Genomic DNA, 17,891 nt, shown 5'->3' on the forward strand with positions numbered 1-17,891 from the left:
TCCCAAAAGCACCGCCTACACCGTGGGTGCAACCGAATTCTTCAAAAGGAACGGCACGACCGAACCAAGGCGTGTGCTAGAACAATCCCGAGCGCAAGGCGTCAACGGGCGTCTCCGGTGGCAGTGCGCGGGTGGGGGCTGACGAAAACAAGGCCACCGCCGCAAGTAGCGCAAAACCTGCAACGGCACCAACTGCGCGCTGCATTCTCCAGCTTGACGGCTTTGCGTCCGAGATTGCGCCGCCGACGGGCGTATTCGAAGCCGCCGGTTGCACGGCGAATCCGAGGATGGGGGTGAAGAGCACGTGCTCGGCGCGCGCGAAACACGCGAGGGGGATGTCGCAAGCCAATCGCTCGAGCGCTTTTGGCAAGCTGCCCTTTGCAAGCTGCAAGGCGTAGGGTTGATGCTGATCTTGCGTCACCGCCTCTCGGCGCACTGCGAATCCAACACCGTCATCCCGCACAAGGATCTCTGGCGTTGCGATGACGCCTGGGGGCAACGAAGGATTCAGGATGACAAGCGCCTCACCCGATGCGGCGATCCGCAGGACTGCGTCAGGAAACGGCCGCAAAGCCGCAGCATCAGACCTCAGAGGCACGTAGCCCGGCAACACGACTGGTGCGGCCTGCGTGGTTGGCGTGAAAGCGCCGGAGAGATCGATCCCCTCTTCTGCGGCGAAGGCAAAATTCACGGCGAAGTCTTCCGCCTCCTCCACAACATCGGGAGACGAGGCCAGGAACCTTTCGATCCCGGAGACAAGATCGCGCAGGGTGCTGACCGGCAGGTCACATTCGGGATGCCCCTCGACCGGGGGATAGACCGCCGCGGCTCCAAGTGCGATCCCCGAAAAATCCTCGATCCGACGCAGCAATGCAGCCGGGGCTTCCTGACGGTGGACAGGGAAAATCTCGACTTCCGGACCGGTGGTTCGCACAACGGCAACACCGACATCTTCCGGCCAGCCTGAAGGCGGCACGAATTCTTCTGCGAGCAACAAACGCACATAGATGGCGGTCGCAGGTTCCATGAGAGCGGGCTCCGTACAGCGTCAGATTTGCGAAAAACATACAGTAGCTCTTTTATTTTCGCAATCCCTCTTTCCATTCAGTAGATCCTAAAGTAGTTTTCGCAAAGTCAGGCTATGGAAGGCTTCCGACATGATGATCCTCATCGGACTGGTCCTGGTCTTCGGGCTGGTGTTTGGCGGTTTTGCCCTGTCGGGCGGCAAGTTCGACGTGCTGCTGTACGCCTTGCCCTTCGAGGGAATGATGATCGTCGGTGCCTCGCTCGGGGCCTTCATCATCGCCAATTCCGGCGCACACTTGAAAATGACGCTTACAAGTCTCAAGCGCACATTCACCGGAGCACGGTGGAATTCGCAAGATTACAATGATCTGCTCGGGCTGATGTTCGAACTGGCCCGGCTTCACCGCAGCAAGGGGGCCGTGGCACTGGAAAGCCATATCGAGAACCCGGGCGAATCAAGCATCTTTCAGCGCTATCCCCGCATCCTGAAGAATCATGAGGCGACCAGTCTGATCGCGGATGCATTCCGGATGCTCAGCATGAATTTTGACGACCCCCATCAGATGGAGGATGTGCTGACCAAGAAAATCGAGGCGATCCACCACGAGAACATGATCCCGGTTCATGGGCTTGGTGTCGTGGCCGACGGGCTGCCCGCGATTGGAATCGTCGCCGCCGTCTTGGGTGTCATCAAGACCATGTCTGCGGTCGATCAGCCGCCGGCGATTCTTGGCAAGATGCTTGGTGGTGCCCTTGTGGGAACATTCCTCGGCGTTTTCCTGGCCTATTGCATCGTCGCTCCGGTGGTGGCCCGTCTGCAGGCCATAGAGGAGCAGGACCTCGCCTTTTCCTACGTGATCCGGGATGTGGTGGTCGCGATGCTTCACAACCATCCGGCCAATATCTGTGTCGAAATCGGACGCGGCTCCATCCCACCGCATCACCGCCCCAGTTTCGAGGATACCGAGACCGCGCAGCGTTCGATTGCCGCATGACGCGTCGCCTTGCAACCTTGGCCATGCTGGGCCGCCTTTACGACCGGAAGCTTAGCCTGTGTGCGGCAGACCTTGCCGCGCTGCAGGATCAGGCGTCTGGACTGGAGGCCCAACGAGCGGAACTTGACCGGCGCAGGCATGAGGAAACCGCCGTCGAGATGACCGAAGCGATGCATTATACAGCCCGGTTTCTGCTGACACTGCGGAAGGAACGTGACCGTCTGACGGCCGAGAAAGACGGCGTCGAGAAGGCGGTGGAGGCAAAGCGGGAAGACGTGCTCGAAGCGTGGCGGGACCTCAGATGCAATGCGCAGCTGAGAGAGACCATCCTGGCCCGGATCCTCGAAGACAACCAGCGACGGGAACAATCAGAGGCAGACGAACGCGGCACGGTGGATCACGCCCGCGCCCGCTCTGTCAACCGGCGCTCAGCTCTTCTGGGCTGAGCGGTAATCCTGCCTCATCCAACAGTCCATACAGCGCCGCGAAGGTCTCATCGGAACTGAGGCTGTCCCTGGTTCCCTGACGCAGAAAAACATCGGCAAGGGAGGCAAACCGGATCGCGGCATCCGTCCATGCATCGCCACCGGCCCGGTAGGCACCGATCCGAACGAGATCCTCCATCTCTGCGTTCAGCGCCAAAGCGCGCCGGGCGGTGCTCATGATTGCGCGCTCCGCGGCGGCATGACAATGCGGCAATGCCCGAGAAACGGATTTCGCAATATCGATCGCTGGATAACGCCCACCCTCGGCAATCTTGCGGGCAAGGATGATATGCCCGTCAAGAATGCCCCTGACAGTATCGGCAATCGGCTCGTTGTGATCGTCACCATCCACCAACACGGTGTAGATCGCCGTGATGTCGCCCTGCCCGGTGACGTTCCGTCCCGGACCTGACCGTTCAAGCAATCGCGGCAGCTCCGCAAAGACGGTTGGCGTATAGCCACGGCTTGTCGGCGGTTCGCCAGCAGCAAGGCCAATCTCACGCTGCGCCATCGCGAAACGGGTCACGCTGTCCATCATCAGAAGGACGTGCAGTCCCTGATCGCGCAGGTACTCGGCGATGGCGGTCGCGGTCCAGGCGGCCTGACGTCGTGTCAGCGGCGGCTGGTCCGAGGTCGCAACGATGAGCACCGACCGTGCCATACCTTCCGGACCAAGGTCGCGCGAGATGAAGTCCTGCACCTCGCGGCCACGTTCACCGACAAGCCCGATGACGATCACATCCGCATCGACCTGCCGTGCCAGCATCGCCATGAGGGTGGATTTTCCAACGCCCGACCCGGCAAAAACGCCAAGGCGCTGGCCACGGCAGATGGGTGTGAAAGCGTCAATCACCTTGATACCGGTCTCGAGCTTCCGTCCCGTTGGGCGGCGCTGAAAGGCGTCCGGCGGGACTGCGCGCGGCGGATAGCTTCGCGGACCGTCACAGAGCACGGCATCATCAAGCGGCTGCCCGAAGGCATCGAGAACACGACCGAGCCAGCTTTGGTCCGGGTAGAGGTCACCATCCGCCCCGATCAAACGCACCTCGTCATCCAGCGCGACACCCTCCCATGTGCCGAAGGGCAGAACGGTCGCCACACCGCGATCAACCGCGACGATCTCGCCGCGAATCCTGTCCGCCACTTTGACATGTGCGCCCATCCGCGCCGCGGCACCCAGCCCCCCAACCTCGAGCTGAAGCCCCCCCAACGACAGGACCGTCCCGAAGACCTCGCTTTCGGGAATCCGGCGGGTCTGAGCCCTGAGCAAGGAGAAAATCGTACGCTCGTTCATTCACGCTTCCTTTGAAGATATTTCTGTGCTTAAAGCACTGAGTATCGTTTTTCGCAAGAGTGAGACATCACCGTGAACAAGATCTCCATGTTCCAGATGGCGAGCCAGCGGCTGGAGTGGCTTTCAGCCCGCCAAAAGGTCGTCGCCGAGAATATCGCGAACGCCAACACACCAAGCTACGTTGGGCGCGACGTGCAGAAGTTCGAGGATTTCCTGACAGGAAATCGCTTCGGAACCGAGTCCGTCAAGGTCGAGGATACAGCCAGTAGCTGGGGCGGCAGCAAGGATGGCAATACCGTGGTTCTTGAAGAACAGACGATTCTCGCAAGCCAGATCAACGGGCAGTTCCACCTCGCCTCTCGCCTCTACAGAAAAGGTCATGACCTGATTGGCCTCGCATCCGGACGGAGATGAACACCATGGATATCCTGAGCGCACTTGGCCGCACGGCCTCTTCCGGCCTGACCGCGCAATCCCAGCGGCTGCAGATCATTGCCGAAAACATGGCGAACGCGGATTCGACGGGGTCGACCGCAGGGTCAGACCCCTATCGGCGCCGGGTTGTGACCTTTGGCGACATGATCGACGACTCCTCGGGCGCATCGCTTGTGTCGGTCCGGTCTGTCATCGAGGATCAAACACCCTTCAGGATGCGCCACGATCCGTTCCACCCCGCCGCGGATGCCGAGGGCTATGTGAAGACGCCCAATGTCGATCCGCTGCTTGAACTGGCCAACATGCGCGAGGCGGCCAGATCCTATGAGGCCAACCTCAACATGATGGAAACCGGCCGAAAGATGCGCGGCCAGCTGCTTGACATGTTGGGATAACAGACATGATCGAAAGCACGAGCGGCTTTGTCACCGGCGCGGTTTCACGCGCTTACAAGACAAGCCAGGCCTTGCCCGCCGCCGCACCCGCCCAGAGTGAAAACGCGACGCGGCCAAGCTTTGGCGATGTGATGGAACGGACCGCGCTCCAGACACTCGAAACCGTGCGGCAGGGCGATCAGGCCGCCGTTGCCGGGCTTGCCGGTTCACTGCCCATGCAACAGGTGGTCGAGGCGACCATGGCGATGGAATCGGCGGTCAAGGTTACGGTCGCCGTGCGGGATCGGATGGTCGAAGCCTATCAGGAAATCCTGAGGATGGCGGTCTGACATGTCACCGGCCGATGTCAGCGAGATCGTGGTCGAGTCGATCTGGGTGATCCTGATCGCTTCCGGCCCAACCCTGTTCGTTGCAATGGCGGTGGGCTTGGGAATTGCGCTTCTCCAGGCGCTGACCTCGGTGCAGGAGATGACGCTCACCTTCGTACCAAAGCTTGCGGCCATCTTCGTCTGCGTTGCGCTCACCTTGCCGCTGATCTACACGACGCTCTTTGGCCTCAGCGAACGGATATTCGACCTGATCCAGTCGGGCACGATCTGATGCGGCGCGCGTGCCTGATCCTGGTCTTCCACCTTGCTCTGCCATCAGCTTCGGATGCTGGCATTTTTGACGGTCTGTTCAACTTTCCGAGCAAGAGCGCCTCGGAGGCTGCGGTGGAGACCGAGATTGACCAACGTACCATGACAACAGGGCCGGATCAGGCGATCTGCATTCAAGCGATCCGCGAGGCTGAACGCGCGCATGGCATTCCCCACGACCTGTTGATGGCTTTGGGATTGCAGGAAGCTGGCATGACCTTTCAGGGCGCACGCACGATCTGGCCCTGGTCGGTGAATGTCGAAGGACGTGGCCATCGTTTTGACACCCGCGCCGAGGCCGAAGCGTTTGTGCAAGGCCAACTGGCGCAGGGAATTCGCTCGATCGATGTCGGCTGTCTTCAGATCAATCTGCGTTGGCATCCTGACGCCTTTCCAACTCCCGGCGCAGGGTTTGAACCTGCCCTGAATGCCGACTACGCCGCGCGTTTCCTGGGCGATCTCAAGACGCAGACCGGCGATTGGTGGCAGGCGGCCGGCCATTATCATTCTGCCACGCCGGAGCGAAAGGCGATCTACCTCGCAGGTCTGTCTCGGCACGTCGCGGCGCTCGAGAAAGGTAGCGTGAAGCTTGATGCGCTGGCCGGGCAGATGCGCGCCACGCCACTGTCCCCGAACATTCCCAGGACCACCAACAAAACAGCAGGCGTAAGCGTTGCAGCAATGGCGCCGCGGCGGATGCGCCCGCTGAAAGCACAGATCCGGCACGTGCAACCTCGGGACCCGAGCTATGTGCGGGTTCTGGAGCCACTTCCGACCTTGGTCTCGAACCGAGATGCCTCCCCCACGCCTGCCGAGCAACAGATCAGTGCCGGGTGGTCAGCAACGCTGTCGGACGACCTCGGCGGTGCTGCATCGCTATTCGGCGGTGCGGCGCGCCCTCTGTTCTCATCTTCTCCACCGGCGAACTGATCCATGACCCGCACAGTCCGACAGAAGTCGTCTCTGCCCCTCGACATGGTCCTCGACTTTGTCGCACCGCTTCTGCGCAACCGCGACGTGTCATTCGCGGTGGGCATCTCGGTGATCCTCGCGGTGCTCTTTGTGCCGCTGCCCTCGGTCCTGCTCGACCTCGGGCTGGCGCTGTCCATCGCGCTGTCGATCCTCGTGTTGATGGTGGCGCTATGGGTGAACAAACCCCTTGAATTCAGCAGCTTTCCGACGCTGCTTCTGGTGGTGACCATGCTCCGGCTGGCGCTGAACGTGGCATCGTCCCGGCTGATCCTGTCGGAAGGGCAATCAGGAACCGATGCGGCAGGGCATGTCATCGAAGGCATCGCAAGCTTTGTCGTGGGCGGCGATTTCGTGATCGGCGCGGTCATTTTTTGCATCCTGATCGTCATCAACTTCATGGTGATCACCAAAGGCTCCAGCCGGATCGCAGAGGTCTCCGCGCGGTTCTCGCTTGATGCGATGCCGGGCAAACAGATGGCGATTGACGCCGACCTCGGCGCGGGTGTCATCGACGAAGACGAAGCCCGGCGGCGGCGCAAGGAAGTCGAAGGCGAGAGCAACTTCTTCGGTGCCATGGACGGCGCGGCAAAGTTCGTCCGCGGTGATGCGGTGGCGGGCATCATCATCACGATAGTCAACATCCTTGGCGGTGTTCTGATCGGTATCCTGCGCCACGACATGCCCATCGGCGAGGCGATGCACAACTTCACCGTCCTGACCATCGGTGACGGGCTGGTCACCCAAATCCCGGCGCTCATCGTCTCCATCGCCGCGGGCATGATCGTGACGAAGGGCTCCAATGAAGGCATGGCAAGCGAGGCGGTGACCGCACAGCTTGGTGCAAGTCCGAAAGCCCTGCATCTTGCGGCGGTGCTGGTTGGGGGTCTTGGTCTGCTTCCGGGCTTCCCGCACCTGATGTTCCTGACGCTCGCAGGTGGCCTCGCACTGATCGGGTTCACGGTTCAACGCAACATCGACCGTCAACGCGCGGACGAGGAGGCCGAGGCCCGCCGTCCGCAAACCGAAAACGCCGAGGATCAGGCCGATCCGCTCAGGATCGACGCCATCTGCCTCGATCTTGGAACAGCGCTCATGGTGCTGGTCAACGACATCGACGCCTCGCTGCCCGGCAAGGTGCGCAGCCTGCGCAACTTCTTCATGACGGAGTACGGTTTCATACTGCCACCCGTACGGATCAAGGATGACGCGCGGCTCAAACCCCATGGCTACCGCATCAGCATCCAGGGTCTCGATGTTGCCACTGACGAACTGCGTCCTGGCGGGCGTCTGCTCATTGATCCAAGCGATGCGGCCACCTCCATTCCGGGCGAACGGGTCCGGGAGCCGACCTTCGGCCTCAACGCGGTCTGGATCGATGCGTCCGTCGAGCACGAGGCAGAAGCGGCCGGATTTACCGTGGTCGACCCCGAAAGCGTGGCCATCACCCATATGACCGAGGTCATAAGAGAGCATCTTCCCGACCTTCTGACATTCGGGGCCACACAGGACCTGATCAAGCGGCTGGATCGGGACTACCAGAAGCTGGTCAGCGAAATTCCGAACCAATCCCCGGTGATCCTGCTGCAGCATGTGCTGCAGAACCTGCTGGCCGAGCGTCTCTCCATCCGCAATCTTCCGATGATCGTCGAAGCGGTGGTCGAGGTTGCCGCGGTCACCAAGAACGTCACGCTGATCGGCGAACATGTCCGCCGACGGCTGGCCGTGCAGATCTGCCATGGCCTCGAGGATACCGAAGGGTACGTGCCTGTGATCGTGCTCGGCCCCAAGTGGGACACCGAGTTTGCAGCAAACATCCGGACGCAAGGCGACGAGACCATCTGCACGATGTCGCCTGCCAAGGTGCAGGAATTCATCCTCGCGGCACGGGTAGAAATCCAGAAATTCGCAACCCGCGACGAATGGCCGGGGCTTCTGGTAAACCCCGATATCCGGCCCATCGTGCGCTCCATGCTGGAGCGGGTCAGCGGTCAGACGCAGGTCCTCTCACACTCTGAAGTGCATCGCAAAGCTCGCCTCAAGACCGTCGCCACGATCGGGACGTGACAGGTGGACCCGAGCCTCGCCCCCGAGATCGTCAACAGCTGGATTCAGCTTGCCGCTGTCGCCTTCGCGCGCGTCGGAACGGCCATACTCCTTTTGCCCGGCTTTGGCGAAGCGCAGATTCCGCCACGGATCCGCATCGCCCTTGGCCTTGTGCTGACACTGTCGCTTCTGCCGATCCTGCCTCTCCCCGAGCCTCCGCAGCAGGTGACTGCGTTCGCGCTCCTGATTGGCGCTGAAGCCGCAATCGGGATCTTCATCGGTGCCGGCGCGCGCATCCTCATCGCCGCGCTTCACCTGCTGGGCGCGCTCGTGGGCATGGTCTCGGGTCTCAGCAATGCGTTCGCTCCCAGCCAGGCCAATACCGAAGGCGCCACGGCGCTCGCGGCGCTCCTGTCGGTGGCAGCCATCGCGATGATCTTTGCGACCGACCTGCACCATTTGATGATCTCCGCGATCCTGAGGTCCTACGCGATCCTGCCGCCCGGACGGCTGCCCGTCGGCGACATGACAGACCAGATCGCCCGGCTGGGCGCGGGCGCGTTCCACATTGCGACCAGCATGGCGACGCCGTTTCTTGTTATTGCAGTGGTTCTCAACCTCGCGCTTGGCCTCGCGAACCGGATCATGCCGACCATGCAGGTCTTCTTCGTGGCCGCCCCCGGCCTCATCCTCGCTGGCCTGACGATCTTCGTCATCACTCTGCCCGCCGTGCTGGATCACATGATGGTGGTCCTGTCCGACTGGCTCCTCGCACTGAGCATGTAAACGATGTCCGAAAATGATGACGACAGCTCCAAGACCGAAGCGCCATCCGACCGGAAACTCCGCAAGGCGCGCGACAAGGGAGATGTCCCGATCAGCCGCGATGTCGGGCACCTCATGGGCTTCGCCGGACTGCTTGGCATCGTGTTCCTGCTGTCGATCGGGCCGGGTCTCAAGGCGACGCAGGCGCTTGGCGAACTTTTGACACAGGCAACGATGATCGAGATCGGCAGCGGGGAAGCGGGCATCGGCGATCTGGGAGGCCTGATCCTCGATCCGCTGCGGCCAGCGGCTCTGATGACGGCCGGGGCGCTGGGTGTCCTCGGTCTGTGCGGGCTTCTGGCCGGTCTCCTGCAAGGCCCGTTCGCTGTCTCGGGCGAAAGGATCCAGCCGAAGCCTGACAAGATCTCACCGATGAAGGGCGCGAAGAAACTGGCCTCCGCCGAGCATCTTGTCGAATTCTTCAAGAGCCTTCTCAAGCTGATGATGATTGGTGCGGTGGGATTTTATGTCGTCTGGTCGATGATGCAGGCGCTGCTGCCGGGTGCTGTGGCCGGACCTGAGTGGATTCCGGGCATGCTTGCCACCAGCACGCTGCGGATGCTTGGCCTCATCTGCGCCTTGATGGTGCCGGTCGTGATCTTTGACCTGCTGTGGAAGCGGTACAGCCACAACAAGAAGCAGCGCATGACCATCAAGGAGGTACGCGACGAGCACAAGGAGACCGAGGGCGATCCGCAGATTGCAGCGCGGCGCATGCAGATCCGCCGCCAGCGCAGTCAACAACGGATTTCGCAAGCCGTTCCGACGGCGACACTCGTGATCGCCAACCCCACACATTATGCCGTTGCACTGCGGTATGTGCGCGGCGTCGATCTCGCGCCGGTCTGCGTTGCGAAAGGAACCGATCTCGTGGCAGCGCGCATTCGCCAGTTGGCGCATGACAGTGAGGTTCCGGTGATCGAAAGCCCGGATCTGGCCCGTGCGTTGCACGCGACGACGGAGGTGGGGCACACCATCCCCGAACGGCACTGGCAGGCGGTTGCACAACTCGTGAACTATGTTCTCGACCTGCGTCGGCGTATTCGGCGCAAGCCCCCCGAGGGGGCGCGGCTGCGCCAACCGGAGGACGAAGATACGGTCTAGATCCGTCAATGCGCGCTGAGAGCCTGCACCGTGAACGGCTGATGCGTCTGCAGTTCCAGCAAGATATCGAGCCGGAATCGCCCTGCATGACCGAGGCGTTGGTTATCAATGCTGCCTTGAGATCAGAGCGTCTTTTTCGTGCCCGCAGACCCACGACCCGCTTCGTCGCGCAACTGCCCGGTCTTGTCGTACAGACCCCGAAGGCTCTCGCGGCTTCGCGTCCGCTCCACCTCGAGAAGGATCGCCTGCGAGGCCTCTGCCATGCCCTTGAGCAGTCGCCCGTTCACCTGCAACTGCTCGGCCAGCGCGCGGATCAGCTCCCGAAGGGTGCCGGTGGCGTCAGAGCCATCGCGCAGGAACGGTTCGATCACTGGCTGGCGCAGTTCGAGCGCCTTCAGAAGATGCGCCTTGTCTTCGTAGAAGCCCGCCACCGCGCCGATGTCACCGGCAACCAGCGCTTCATTCTCGGAAGTAAGAAGCGTGAGCGTTCGGGACAGGATTTCCTCGAAGCTCTCGATATTGCCGCGATCCTCGGCTGTCATCGCCGGATCGCCTTCCTCGGTCTCGGTCTGGCGGCGCTCGCGCAGACGCATCGCCAAGCGCGACAGCATCGCGGGTGGGCGAACCAGCGTCACCGGCGGTAGGCCTCGAGCTGCGCCTCGACGCTCCGGGCCAGACCCACACCGCCGCTCCGGACGATCTCCTTGGCAATCTCAGCGCCCATGAGGCTCACGAACATCTGCTCACCGGAACCGCCCCCCATCGTCTTTGGCCGGGCGGACTCCAACATGCCTTCGAGCATGGTTGCAAGGAAGACCGCTTCGAACTCTTCGGCAAGCTTGGCGCTCTGACCATCAGAGAGAGGGGCACTGCCCGCATCGGGCATCGTCATCACGGGCAAGGAGCGCAACGGGTCCATCAGATCACCTTCAGGTCTGCATGCAGCGCACCCGCCGCCTTGATCGCCTGCAGGATCGAGATGATTTCGCGGGCGCTCACACCAATCGCGTTCAACCCGTCCACAAGCTCTTGCAGGCTGACTTGCCCTCCCACGACGGCAAAACCGGACTCGCGCTGCATCACCGCGATATCAGTCTGCGGGATGATCACTGTCTCGCCAATGGAAAACGGCTCGGGCTGGCTGACGCTGGCGCTCTCGCTGATACTGACCGTCAAGCCGCCCTGGCTGATCGCCACCTCGTCGATCCGGACATCGGCACCGATCACGATGGTGCCCGACTTCGAATCCACCACGACCCGCGCGCTCGCGGCCGGGCTGACCATCAGGTTCTCGATCTGCGCCAACACATCCGGCATGCGCGACTTTTCCGAGAACGCGATTTCGACGGTTCCAGGATCGAGCATCTGCGCCGAGGCGGGAAGCGACGCTTCATTGATCACGGTGGCGATCCGGTACGCCGTGGTGAGATCGGGGTTGCGCAGCGCGAGGCGGATCGACCCGAGCGAGGACAGCGCAAAATCAATCTCACGCTCGACGATCGCTCCGTTGTCGATCCGCGCAACGGTGGGCACACCCGAAACGATCTGCGCCGCCGCGCCTTCCGCGGCAAAGCCTCCGACCGCAAGCGGGCCCTGGCCGACAGCGTAAACCTCGCCATCCGCGCCAACAAGCGGCGTCACGATGAGGACGCCGCCGTGCAGAGACCGGGCATCACCAAGCGACGAGACGACGATGTCCACTGGCATGCCGCGACGCGCGAAGGGCGGCAGGTCCGCCGTGACCATCACTGCAGCGGTGTTCCGCGTGCGCAGTTCCTCGTCCGAAAGGTTGCCGACGCCGAGGCGGCCCAGCATCCCTTCGATCGAGCTTCGGGTAAATGGCGAGTTTCGCAGCGAATCCCCCGAGCCATCCAGACCAACCACGAGACCGTAGCCAACCAACTGGTTGGCCCGCACGCCCTCGAAAGTGACGATGTCCTTGATGCGCACCTCCGCCGTCGCGAACCCCGCGCCCAGAATGAATGCAATCGTGAGAAGAAGCCGCCCGACCATGTGCCTGAAATCCCGAACCTGTCCCTGCTCCATCACAGGAAATTTCATTTTTCGCAAGTGCTGAAGTGCAAGTTGAGGCGATGTCGTTCGCCTGCGCCTGCCATCAAAGATAATCGAGCAATGTCATCCGACCCAACCGTGCCGTCACCTCGAACGTTGCGCGCAACTGGACCTGCATCGACTGCAGACGCACCGCGGTCTCCTCGACATTGACACCCTCGATCCCGGTTACCGTCTTCGTGTAAAGTTGATCCAGCGCATATTGCGCGTCGATCTTGTCTTGCAACTGCTGTTGATTGTTGCCAAGCGCCGCCTGCCGCGACGTGAGAAACTGCAGACCTTCGGAAAGCGTCGTTGCAACCGTCTCGCGCAATGTGTCGAAGGCAGCGGGTGTCATCGCTCCGACATCGGCGTTCAGGACCGAGGTGAGCGTGTCGAAGATCCGCGTAAAGGCGGGATCTGTGGCGCTGAGCCCATAGGCCATGTTCGTCCCATCGTCGATCTGCGCGGACAATTGCCCTGGACCACCCAGATAGTTGACGGCCAATCCGGGGGGCGGCGCGGCATTCAGCTCGACCGTTTTGCGATCGGTGCCCAGCCCCGAGAAGACGTGATCCCCGCCATGGGTCGTATTGGTGAAGTTGACGATCTGCTCGAGCGTGTGTTCGGCCTGCAAACGGTAAATCTCGCGGCTGCTGCCTCTCATTGCGTCCGACAGGGTCAGTGCCTCGAAGCTGCGCGCCTGCTCGGAAATCGCTGCCAGCGCGTTCGACATCGTCTGAAGGCGCCCCTGCAGAACCTCGTTGGCCTCCATGTAGGCGCCGTTCGCTGCCATATGTGATCTCAGTGAAAGCGACCGGGTCCCGGCTGCGGGACCGTCGGAAAAGACGTCCTTCTTCATGCCGGTCGCCACTTCCTGCGTCAGTTTCGCGGACTCGGCGGTCTGTTGTGCAACGATCTGGCGCAGCCCCATGGACTGCTGCAATGTCGCGATCTTGATGAGCGTGGTCATGAAAAGCCTCCTGTCAAACCGCTGCGAGCAGGGTGTCGAGCATGTTGGTCACGGTGGTGAGCACCTTGGCGTTGGCCGCGTAGCTCTGCTGGACGAGAAGCAGCTTCTGCATCTCGTCGTCGATGTTCACGCCTTCGAAATTCCCCCGCGCGGCCGAGACCGTGTCGGACGCTGTGCGGGAGGTCGTGGCTGCAGCTTCGGCATTTGCACGCACCCTCTGCTGGTTGCCAACCAGGGTTGGCGCGAGATCGGCAAGCGTCAGAGTGGTGCCCAGCCCGCCCGTGTCGACGGTGACAACCTGCGAGAAAACCTGGGTCATTGCATCGATGCGTGAGGCATCGCTGGCCGGAACTCCGGGAAGACCGCCCGATTGGAGCAGCGACGGGTTACCGCCAAAATCCGGATCAAGCGCAGCGTTTACCGTGAGGCGCCCGGCGAGACCGGGCTGGAGCGCTGCCGAAAAGACCCCACCTGCGTCAGTGAACAGGCCGCGCCCACCTGGGGCAATCGGGTTGGCGGCCTCGAACCCCTGGACAAGCGCGGCAGCCATCCCGTCAAGCTGGTCGCGGAAGGCCGGGACCATGCGATTGTTCAACTCGATAAGCCCCGCCAGCGTCCCACCCGTCAATGCCCGCCCCGGCACACCGAGCGTGATATCGACCGTGCCGGCCCGAAGCGTGCCCGAGGTGCCGTCATAGGACACGTCAAAAACCTTGTCCCGCACGACAAGTTCGACACCGCTCGCGGTGTAGAGATTCACAACCCCCTGCCCGGTCGTGACGGTTTGAATGTCCATGTACTCTGAAACGATATCCACGAGTTCGCCCATCCGGTCGGCGCGTCGGGTTTCGTCCAGCGGTTCGGTGGGGGTGCCGACACGACGATTGAGCTGCGCGAGTTCCTGCATCGCGTCGTTCACCGCCGTCACGTCGTAGCGCAGGTTCAAATCGACCTCGCGTGCGACCGAATCCAGCGTTCCGGAGAGATCACGCAGATTGCTCGCTGCGGCCTTGGCCATGGAGACGACCTGCAGCTGTGCGGCCTCCTGATCGGGAAACCCCGCCAGTGTCGCAAGCGCGGCGCGAAGCTTTTCGACATGCGCCGCCGGTGAGGTTGCATCCGACGGCTGGCCAAGATGGCTTGTATAGGCGCTGATGCCCTCGGCCACGGTTGCATGTGCGGCCAGTTTCGACTTTCCCGCGCGGTCAAGTCGGGTGAGCATGGCATCAACGCTTCGGTCGATGGACCCCGCTCTCACCTGTCCCGAGGCGGTGGTGATTGTCGATACGGATTTGCGGGTAAAGCCCGGTCGATCCGCATTCGCGATGTTCTGCGACGTAACGCCTGTCTTGAGCGCCGCAGCGCCCAGCCCGGAGGATGCAATGTTAAGCGCTGTACTGAGTGACATGCGAAGCTACCTTCAGCGCTTGAGGTTGTTGGCTTCCTGGAGAAGCTCGTCTGCGGTGGTCACGATCTTCGAGTTCGACTGGTAGGCCCGCTGAACCATGATGAGGTCGGTCATTTCCTGCGCCAGGTCGACATTCGAGTTCTCGAGCGTGTTCGACAGGATACTGCCCGCAGGCTGGTTGCCCGCCACGTTCAGCAACACGTCGCCCGATTCGGATGTAAGCTGGTATGCGTTTCCGGTCACTGCCTGAAGTCCCTCGACATTGGCGACATTGGCGACGGGAATCTCGTAGAGCGCCTTTCGAACGCCGTTCTCGAACAGCGCCCAGACGATGCCGCTTTCATCGATCTCGGTCGAGGCCATGTCCGAGACTTCCGATCCGTCGATCGTCACCCGTTGCGGTTCGTAGTCACCGGCGAATTGGGTGATCCCGTCGTAGGTGTCCGGCGCACCCAATGCGATGGTCAGGACTTGAGGAATTAAGGCGTTGTTGATGGTGATGGTCATCTCTCCGGTGGCCGCGTCCAGCGCCAGTGGCGGGGCGCCCGGGCCGGTATAGAGCAGCGGCGCTGCCGGGGTCGCGCCCGAATCGTGGAAGTCCACTTCCACCGTGCCGTATGCAGTACCGCCCCCGGCGACATCGAGCGTCCAGCGGTTCTCGATTGCCGGATCAGGAGTCCAAGTCAGGGTCAGCTGCTCTTCCGCGCCAAGGTCGTTGTAATAGCCGACTGTCGATACGAATGAACCTGCTGCAGCACCTGTACCCGTTGCATCTGCCGGGAGGTTGCCGCTGATGGTGGCCGTGGTGGAGGCCGCGGCAGTCAGTTCGACATCGCCAAGGTTGATCGTCTCCAGCGAACCATAGCTGCGGCGGTCGACCGCGCCGATTGTTCCAGTATCGTCGTATTTGAAGCCGGACAGATAGTACCCGGCCGCGTTCTTGAGGTTGCCGTCTGCGTCGACGGAGAACGATCCGGCCCGGGTCAGCATGTAGTTGGCAAGCACCGGATCATTGGGCTGTTTCGAGACCACGAAAAAGCCCTGACCGCCGATCGCCAGGTCCGTTGCGCTTCTTGTCATGATGTTGGTGCCTGCGGCACTGACCTCGGACGCGCGCTGTGCACGCACACCTGCGGCATCTCCCGAGTTGATCGTGACCATCTGCGCGAAGGAGCGTTTGAAACCGACAGTTCCCGTATTGGCGATGTTCTCACCGATCAGAGAGACGGCCTTGGCGTTGGCGCTGAGACCGCTTACCCCGGCCTGCATTGCGTTGAGGATCGACATGGTTGTTTCCCTTCAGAATTGCTGGGTGAAACTGAAATTGCGGAGGATATGGCGAACCATGATCAGTCCCCCTGCCCCAAGAGGGCGGTGATAGCGGTTCCGGCTTCTTGTGCACCGGCGATGATCGATTCTGCGGTGCTGACTGACAGCGGACCGTCGATTGGCTCTTCGGCCACAAGTCCCGTCACCAAAGCGCCCTGGCGCTGGCCGCGCTCCCCGGAAAGGAGCTCGACATAGCGTCCTGCGCGGTCCTTGTCTTTCGCCTCGCCCGCAAGGCGCGCAGCATCGACGCGTTCAGGCAGGCTCGCGATGTTGATGGATCGGTCGTAAGCCGCAAGTGCGGTGGCGACATCGCCGATCTGTTGCGCGGATTTGGCAAGACCGATCTGCACCGATGGATCGGTGATATCTGCAGGGTCCCCGACGTCCAGCGCCGCCAAGAACGGAGCCGGAAAATCGCCGGTTCCGTTCGCGGCAACACGCAGACCTGCTGCCGGAATGAGCAGGTCCGCAGACCCCGGAATCAGACGTCGGTCAAGCACGGCCAGCGCGCCTGTCGGATCGCCATTCGCCAGCAAAAGGCCCGCCTGCCGATGCACCGCCTCGTCAAGAACCTGGGCATCCGCCTTTTTCAGGGTTGTCGCAGGCAAAGCAGCGATGTCCCCGTGTTCCGCCAGCGCCGCCTTCATCAGCCCTGCATCTTGGAACCTTTCTGCAAGGCGCACCCGCACCGAGACCCAATCGCCACGCCCCGCCATCAGCGGATCGAGCCGCCGGACCATCGCCAACGCTTCGTCGAGAGGCATCTCACCGCTGTTGAGTTGGTCGTCGACACGATCAAGAAGGACGCCAAGACGCTCGTCGGCAAGATTTGCTTCGGGGGTGCCCGGATGTTCCCGGAAGATCATCGCCATGACCTCGATCGCGGTCGCATCATCGCCGATTTCTTCTGCCACACGGGCAAGCTGCACCCGGAGCCGCAGCGCAATGTCGTCTCCGCGCCAGTTGGACAAGCCTGCGCGCAGCAGGTCGCGCACTTGGGGCAAGAGCGTCGGGTCATCCCGAGACAGAGCCATGTCCGCAAGCGCAAGTCGGGCATATGCGGCGACCTCGCCATGTCCCTCCGACACGCGCGCGAAGATATCGAAGGCCATCTCTTCTCCGCCCTGCGCAAGCGCAAGGCGACCGCGCATGAATTCAAGAACGTCCCAACCATCAAGATCGGTACCCGCCGGTGCAGCGGCAAGGATCTCGGCCGCCACGTCCACATCGCCGCGAAGCAGAGCATGGTCGAACAGGTCGGGCAGAACTGCAGTCGCAACGCGTCGGCTCTGACGCGACAGCGCCGTCAGTGCTGCGCGCAGGTCAGCGCCACCCGGTTCCCAGGCGTCCTGGGGCGCGGCAAGCAAGAGCGACCAGAGCGGATCGTCGTTCCAGATCGGAGGCACCGGGGCTGCCGGAGGTTGGCCCGCCAGTCGGGAAAGGATCGCCGCGTAGCCAAGCGCGCGGTCGCGGTTGACGGCATCGAGATTGGGTTCGTCCAACGGGAGCGATGCAAGGATGCTTTGCGCTTCGGCCACCATCATGTGCGCAATGAGGAACTGAACGTAATCGAGCCGCAATGCAGCTTCCGCACGCGGATCCGGAGCCTGCAGGGCGGCAAGCAGAGCATCGCGCTCCTCGACATAAGGCAGAATGAACTGCGACGTGGTGCCAAACGCGGCCACGTTCGGCCGAGCGGAGACATGGGCCGAAAAAGGGAGCGGCGTGTCGTCAGGTGCCGTCGCGTTCGAGACAGCAGGTGGTTGCGCGACGACAAAAGACGCGACGTCCACCAAGGAATCAGCTTTCGCAATTTCCGTGGATGGCTCTGGCTGTGGTCCGACTCCAATCAGATCGGACACTGGCGCAGATGAGTCTCCGGCGTCGGGCAGGACTTGGATTTGGTCTGCAGCAATC

At 62.1% G+C, this 17,891-nt stretch carries 19 protein-coding genes; 10 read left to right on the forward strand and 9 right to left on the reverse strand.

Going from position 1 to position 17,891, the window contains the following annotated elements; genetic code table 11:
* Positions 1-76: 76 nt before the first annotated feature.
* The gene (locus IEV82_RS14155; RefSeq protein WP_188482688.1) at positions 77-1,027 is read right to left on the reverse strand and encodes a hypothetical protein; all 951 of its coding nucleotides are present in this window, start codon (positions 1,025-1,027) and stop codon (positions 77-79) included.
* Between the two features lie 130 nt (positions 1,028-1,157).
* Here IEV82_RS14155 and motA point away from each other — a divergent pair, with 130 nt between their 5' ends.
* Together motA and IEV82_RS14165 are read left to right on the forward strand one after the other, a co-directional pair.
* Positions 1,158-2,021 carry a flagellar motor stator protein MotA gene (gene motA, locus IEV82_RS14160; protein ID WP_188482689.1) on the forward strand — a complete coding sequence of 288 codons (864 nt, stop codon included), beginning with the start codon at positions 1,158-1,160 and terminating at the stop codon, positions 2,019-2,021.
* The gene (locus tag IEV82_RS14165) at positions 2,018-2,467 is read left to right on the forward strand and encodes a hypothetical protein (protein WP_188482690.1); all 450 of its coding nucleotides are present in this window, start codon (positions 2,018-2,020) and stop codon (positions 2,465-2,467) included. The genes motA and IEV82_RS14165 overlap by 4 nt, the downstream gene beginning before the upstream one ends.
* Here IEV82_RS14165 and IEV82_RS14170 read toward each other — a convergent pair.
* The gene (locus IEV82_RS14170; protein ID WP_188482691.1) at positions 2,439-3,800 is read right to left on the reverse strand and encodes a FliI/YscN family ATPase; all 1,362 of its coding nucleotides are present in this window, start codon (positions 3,798-3,800) and stop codon (positions 2,439-2,441) included. The genes IEV82_RS14165 and IEV82_RS14170 overlap by 29 nt on opposite strands.
* A gap of 72 nt (positions 3,801-3,872) precedes the next feature.
* On the opposite strand from IEV82_RS14170, the gene IEV82_RS14175 reads away from it, so the two are divergent.
* The 8 genes from IEV82_RS14175 to IEV82_RS14210 all read left to right on the forward strand — a co-directional run bounded on the left by IEV82_RS14175 (position 3,873) and on the right by IEV82_RS14210 (position 10,212).
* Entirely contained in the window at positions 3,873-4,214 is a 342-nt protein-coding gene (locus tag IEV82_RS14175) for a flagellar basal body protein (RefSeq protein ID WP_188482692.1), read from the forward strand.
* Positions 4,215-4,219: 5 nt separating this feature from the next.
* Positions 4,220-4,630, forward strand: a complete 411-nt coding sequence (gene flgC, locus IEV82_RS14180) for a flagellar basal body rod protein FlgC (protein WP_188482693.1) — start codon at positions 4,220-4,222, stop codon at positions 4,628-4,630.
* 5 nt (positions 4,631-4,635) lie between these two features.
* The gene (gene fliE / locus IEV82_RS14185; protein ID WP_188482694.1) at positions 4,636-4,959 is read left to right on the forward strand and encodes a flagellar hook-basal body complex protein FliE; all 324 of its coding nucleotides are present in this window, start codon (positions 4,636-4,638) and stop codon (positions 4,957-4,959) included.
* A gap of 1 nt (position 4,960) precedes the next feature.
* A complete protein-coding gene (locus IEV82_RS14190) occupies positions 4,961-5,230 on the forward strand; it encodes a flagellar biosynthetic protein FliQ (RefSeq protein ID WP_188482695.1) in 270 nt (89 codons plus the stop codon).
* A gap of 113 nt (positions 5,231-5,343) precedes the next feature.
* Entirely contained in the window at positions 5,344-6,198 is an 855-nt protein-coding gene (locus tag IEV82_RS14195; RefSeq protein WP_229747809.1) for a lysozyme family protein, read from the forward strand.
* Positions 6,199-6,201: 3 nt separating this feature from the next.
* Positions 6,202-8,304 carry a flagellar biosynthesis protein FlhA gene (flhA, locus tag IEV82_RS14200; protein ID WP_188482697.1) on the forward strand — a complete coding sequence of 701 codons (2,103 nt, stop codon included), beginning with the start codon at positions 6,202-6,204 and terminating at the stop codon, positions 8,302-8,304.
* Between the two features lie 3 nt (positions 8,305-8,307).
* Complete coding sequence (locus IEV82_RS14205; protein ID WP_229747810.1) at positions 8,308-9,069, forward strand: flagellar biosynthetic protein FliR; 762 nt, start codon at positions 8,308-8,310, stop codon at positions 9,067-9,069.
* A 3-nt stretch (positions 9,070-9,072) separates the two neighbouring features.
* The gene (locus IEV82_RS14210) at positions 9,073-10,212 is read left to right on the forward strand and encodes an EscU/YscU/HrcU family type III secretion system export apparatus switch protein (protein ID WP_188482698.1); all 1,140 of its coding nucleotides are present in this window, start codon (positions 9,073-9,075) and stop codon (positions 10,210-10,212) included.
* A gap of 122 nt (positions 10,213-10,334) precedes the next feature.
* Here the strand turns inward: IEV82_RS14210 and IEV82_RS14215 are convergent, their stop codons facing one another.
* The 7 genes from IEV82_RS14215 to IEV82_RS14245 form a co-directional block, all read right to left on the reverse strand.
* The gene (locus IEV82_RS14215; RefSeq protein ID WP_188482699.1) at positions 10,335-10,847 is read right to left on the reverse strand and encodes a hypothetical protein; all 513 of its coding nucleotides are present in this window, start codon (positions 10,845-10,847) and stop codon (positions 10,335-10,337) included.
* A complete protein-coding gene (locus IEV82_RS14220) occupies positions 10,844-11,131 on the reverse strand; it encodes a rod-binding protein (protein ID WP_188482700.1) in 288 nt (95 codons plus the stop codon). The genes IEV82_RS14215 and IEV82_RS14220 overlap by 4 nt, the downstream gene beginning before the upstream one ends.
* Positions 11,131-12,273, reverse strand: a complete 1,143-nt coding sequence (locus IEV82_RS14225) for a flagellar basal body P-ring protein FlgI (protein ID WP_373285233.1) — start codon at positions 12,271-12,273, stop codon at positions 11,131-11,133. The genes IEV82_RS14220 and IEV82_RS14225 overlap by 1 nt, the downstream gene beginning before the upstream one ends.
* A gap of 55 nt (positions 12,274-12,328) precedes the next feature.
* Complete coding sequence (locus tag IEV82_RS14230) at positions 12,329-13,237, reverse strand: flagellin (protein WP_188482701.1); 909 nt, start codon at positions 13,235-13,237, stop codon at positions 12,329-12,331.
* Between the two features lie 13 nt (positions 13,238-13,250).
* A complete protein-coding gene (gene flgK / locus IEV82_RS14235; RefSeq protein ID WP_188482702.1) occupies positions 13,251-14,645 on the reverse strand; it encodes a flagellar hook-associated protein FlgK in 1,395 nt (464 codons plus the stop codon).
* A 12-nt stretch (positions 14,646-14,657) separates the two neighbouring features.
* The gene (locus IEV82_RS14240) at positions 14,658-15,932 is read right to left on the reverse strand and encodes a flagellar hook protein FlgE (protein ID WP_188482703.1); all 1,275 of its coding nucleotides are present in this window, start codon (positions 15,930-15,932) and stop codon (positions 14,658-14,660) included.
* A 62-nt stretch (positions 15,933-15,994) separates the two neighbouring features.
* Positions 15,995-17,767: an amino acid adenylation domain-containing protein gene (locus IEV82_RS14245; protein WP_188482704.1), complete on the reverse strand. Its 1,773-nt coding sequence runs from the start codon at positions 17,765-17,767 to the stop codon at positions 15,995-15,997.
* Positions 17,768-17,891: the final 124 nt, after the last annotated feature.

The sequence above is a fragment of the Marivita lacus genome, assembly GCF_014637725.1.
Classification (GTDB): Bacteria; Pseudomonadota; Alphaproteobacteria; order Rhodobacterales; family Rhodobacteraceae; genus Marivita; species Marivita lacus.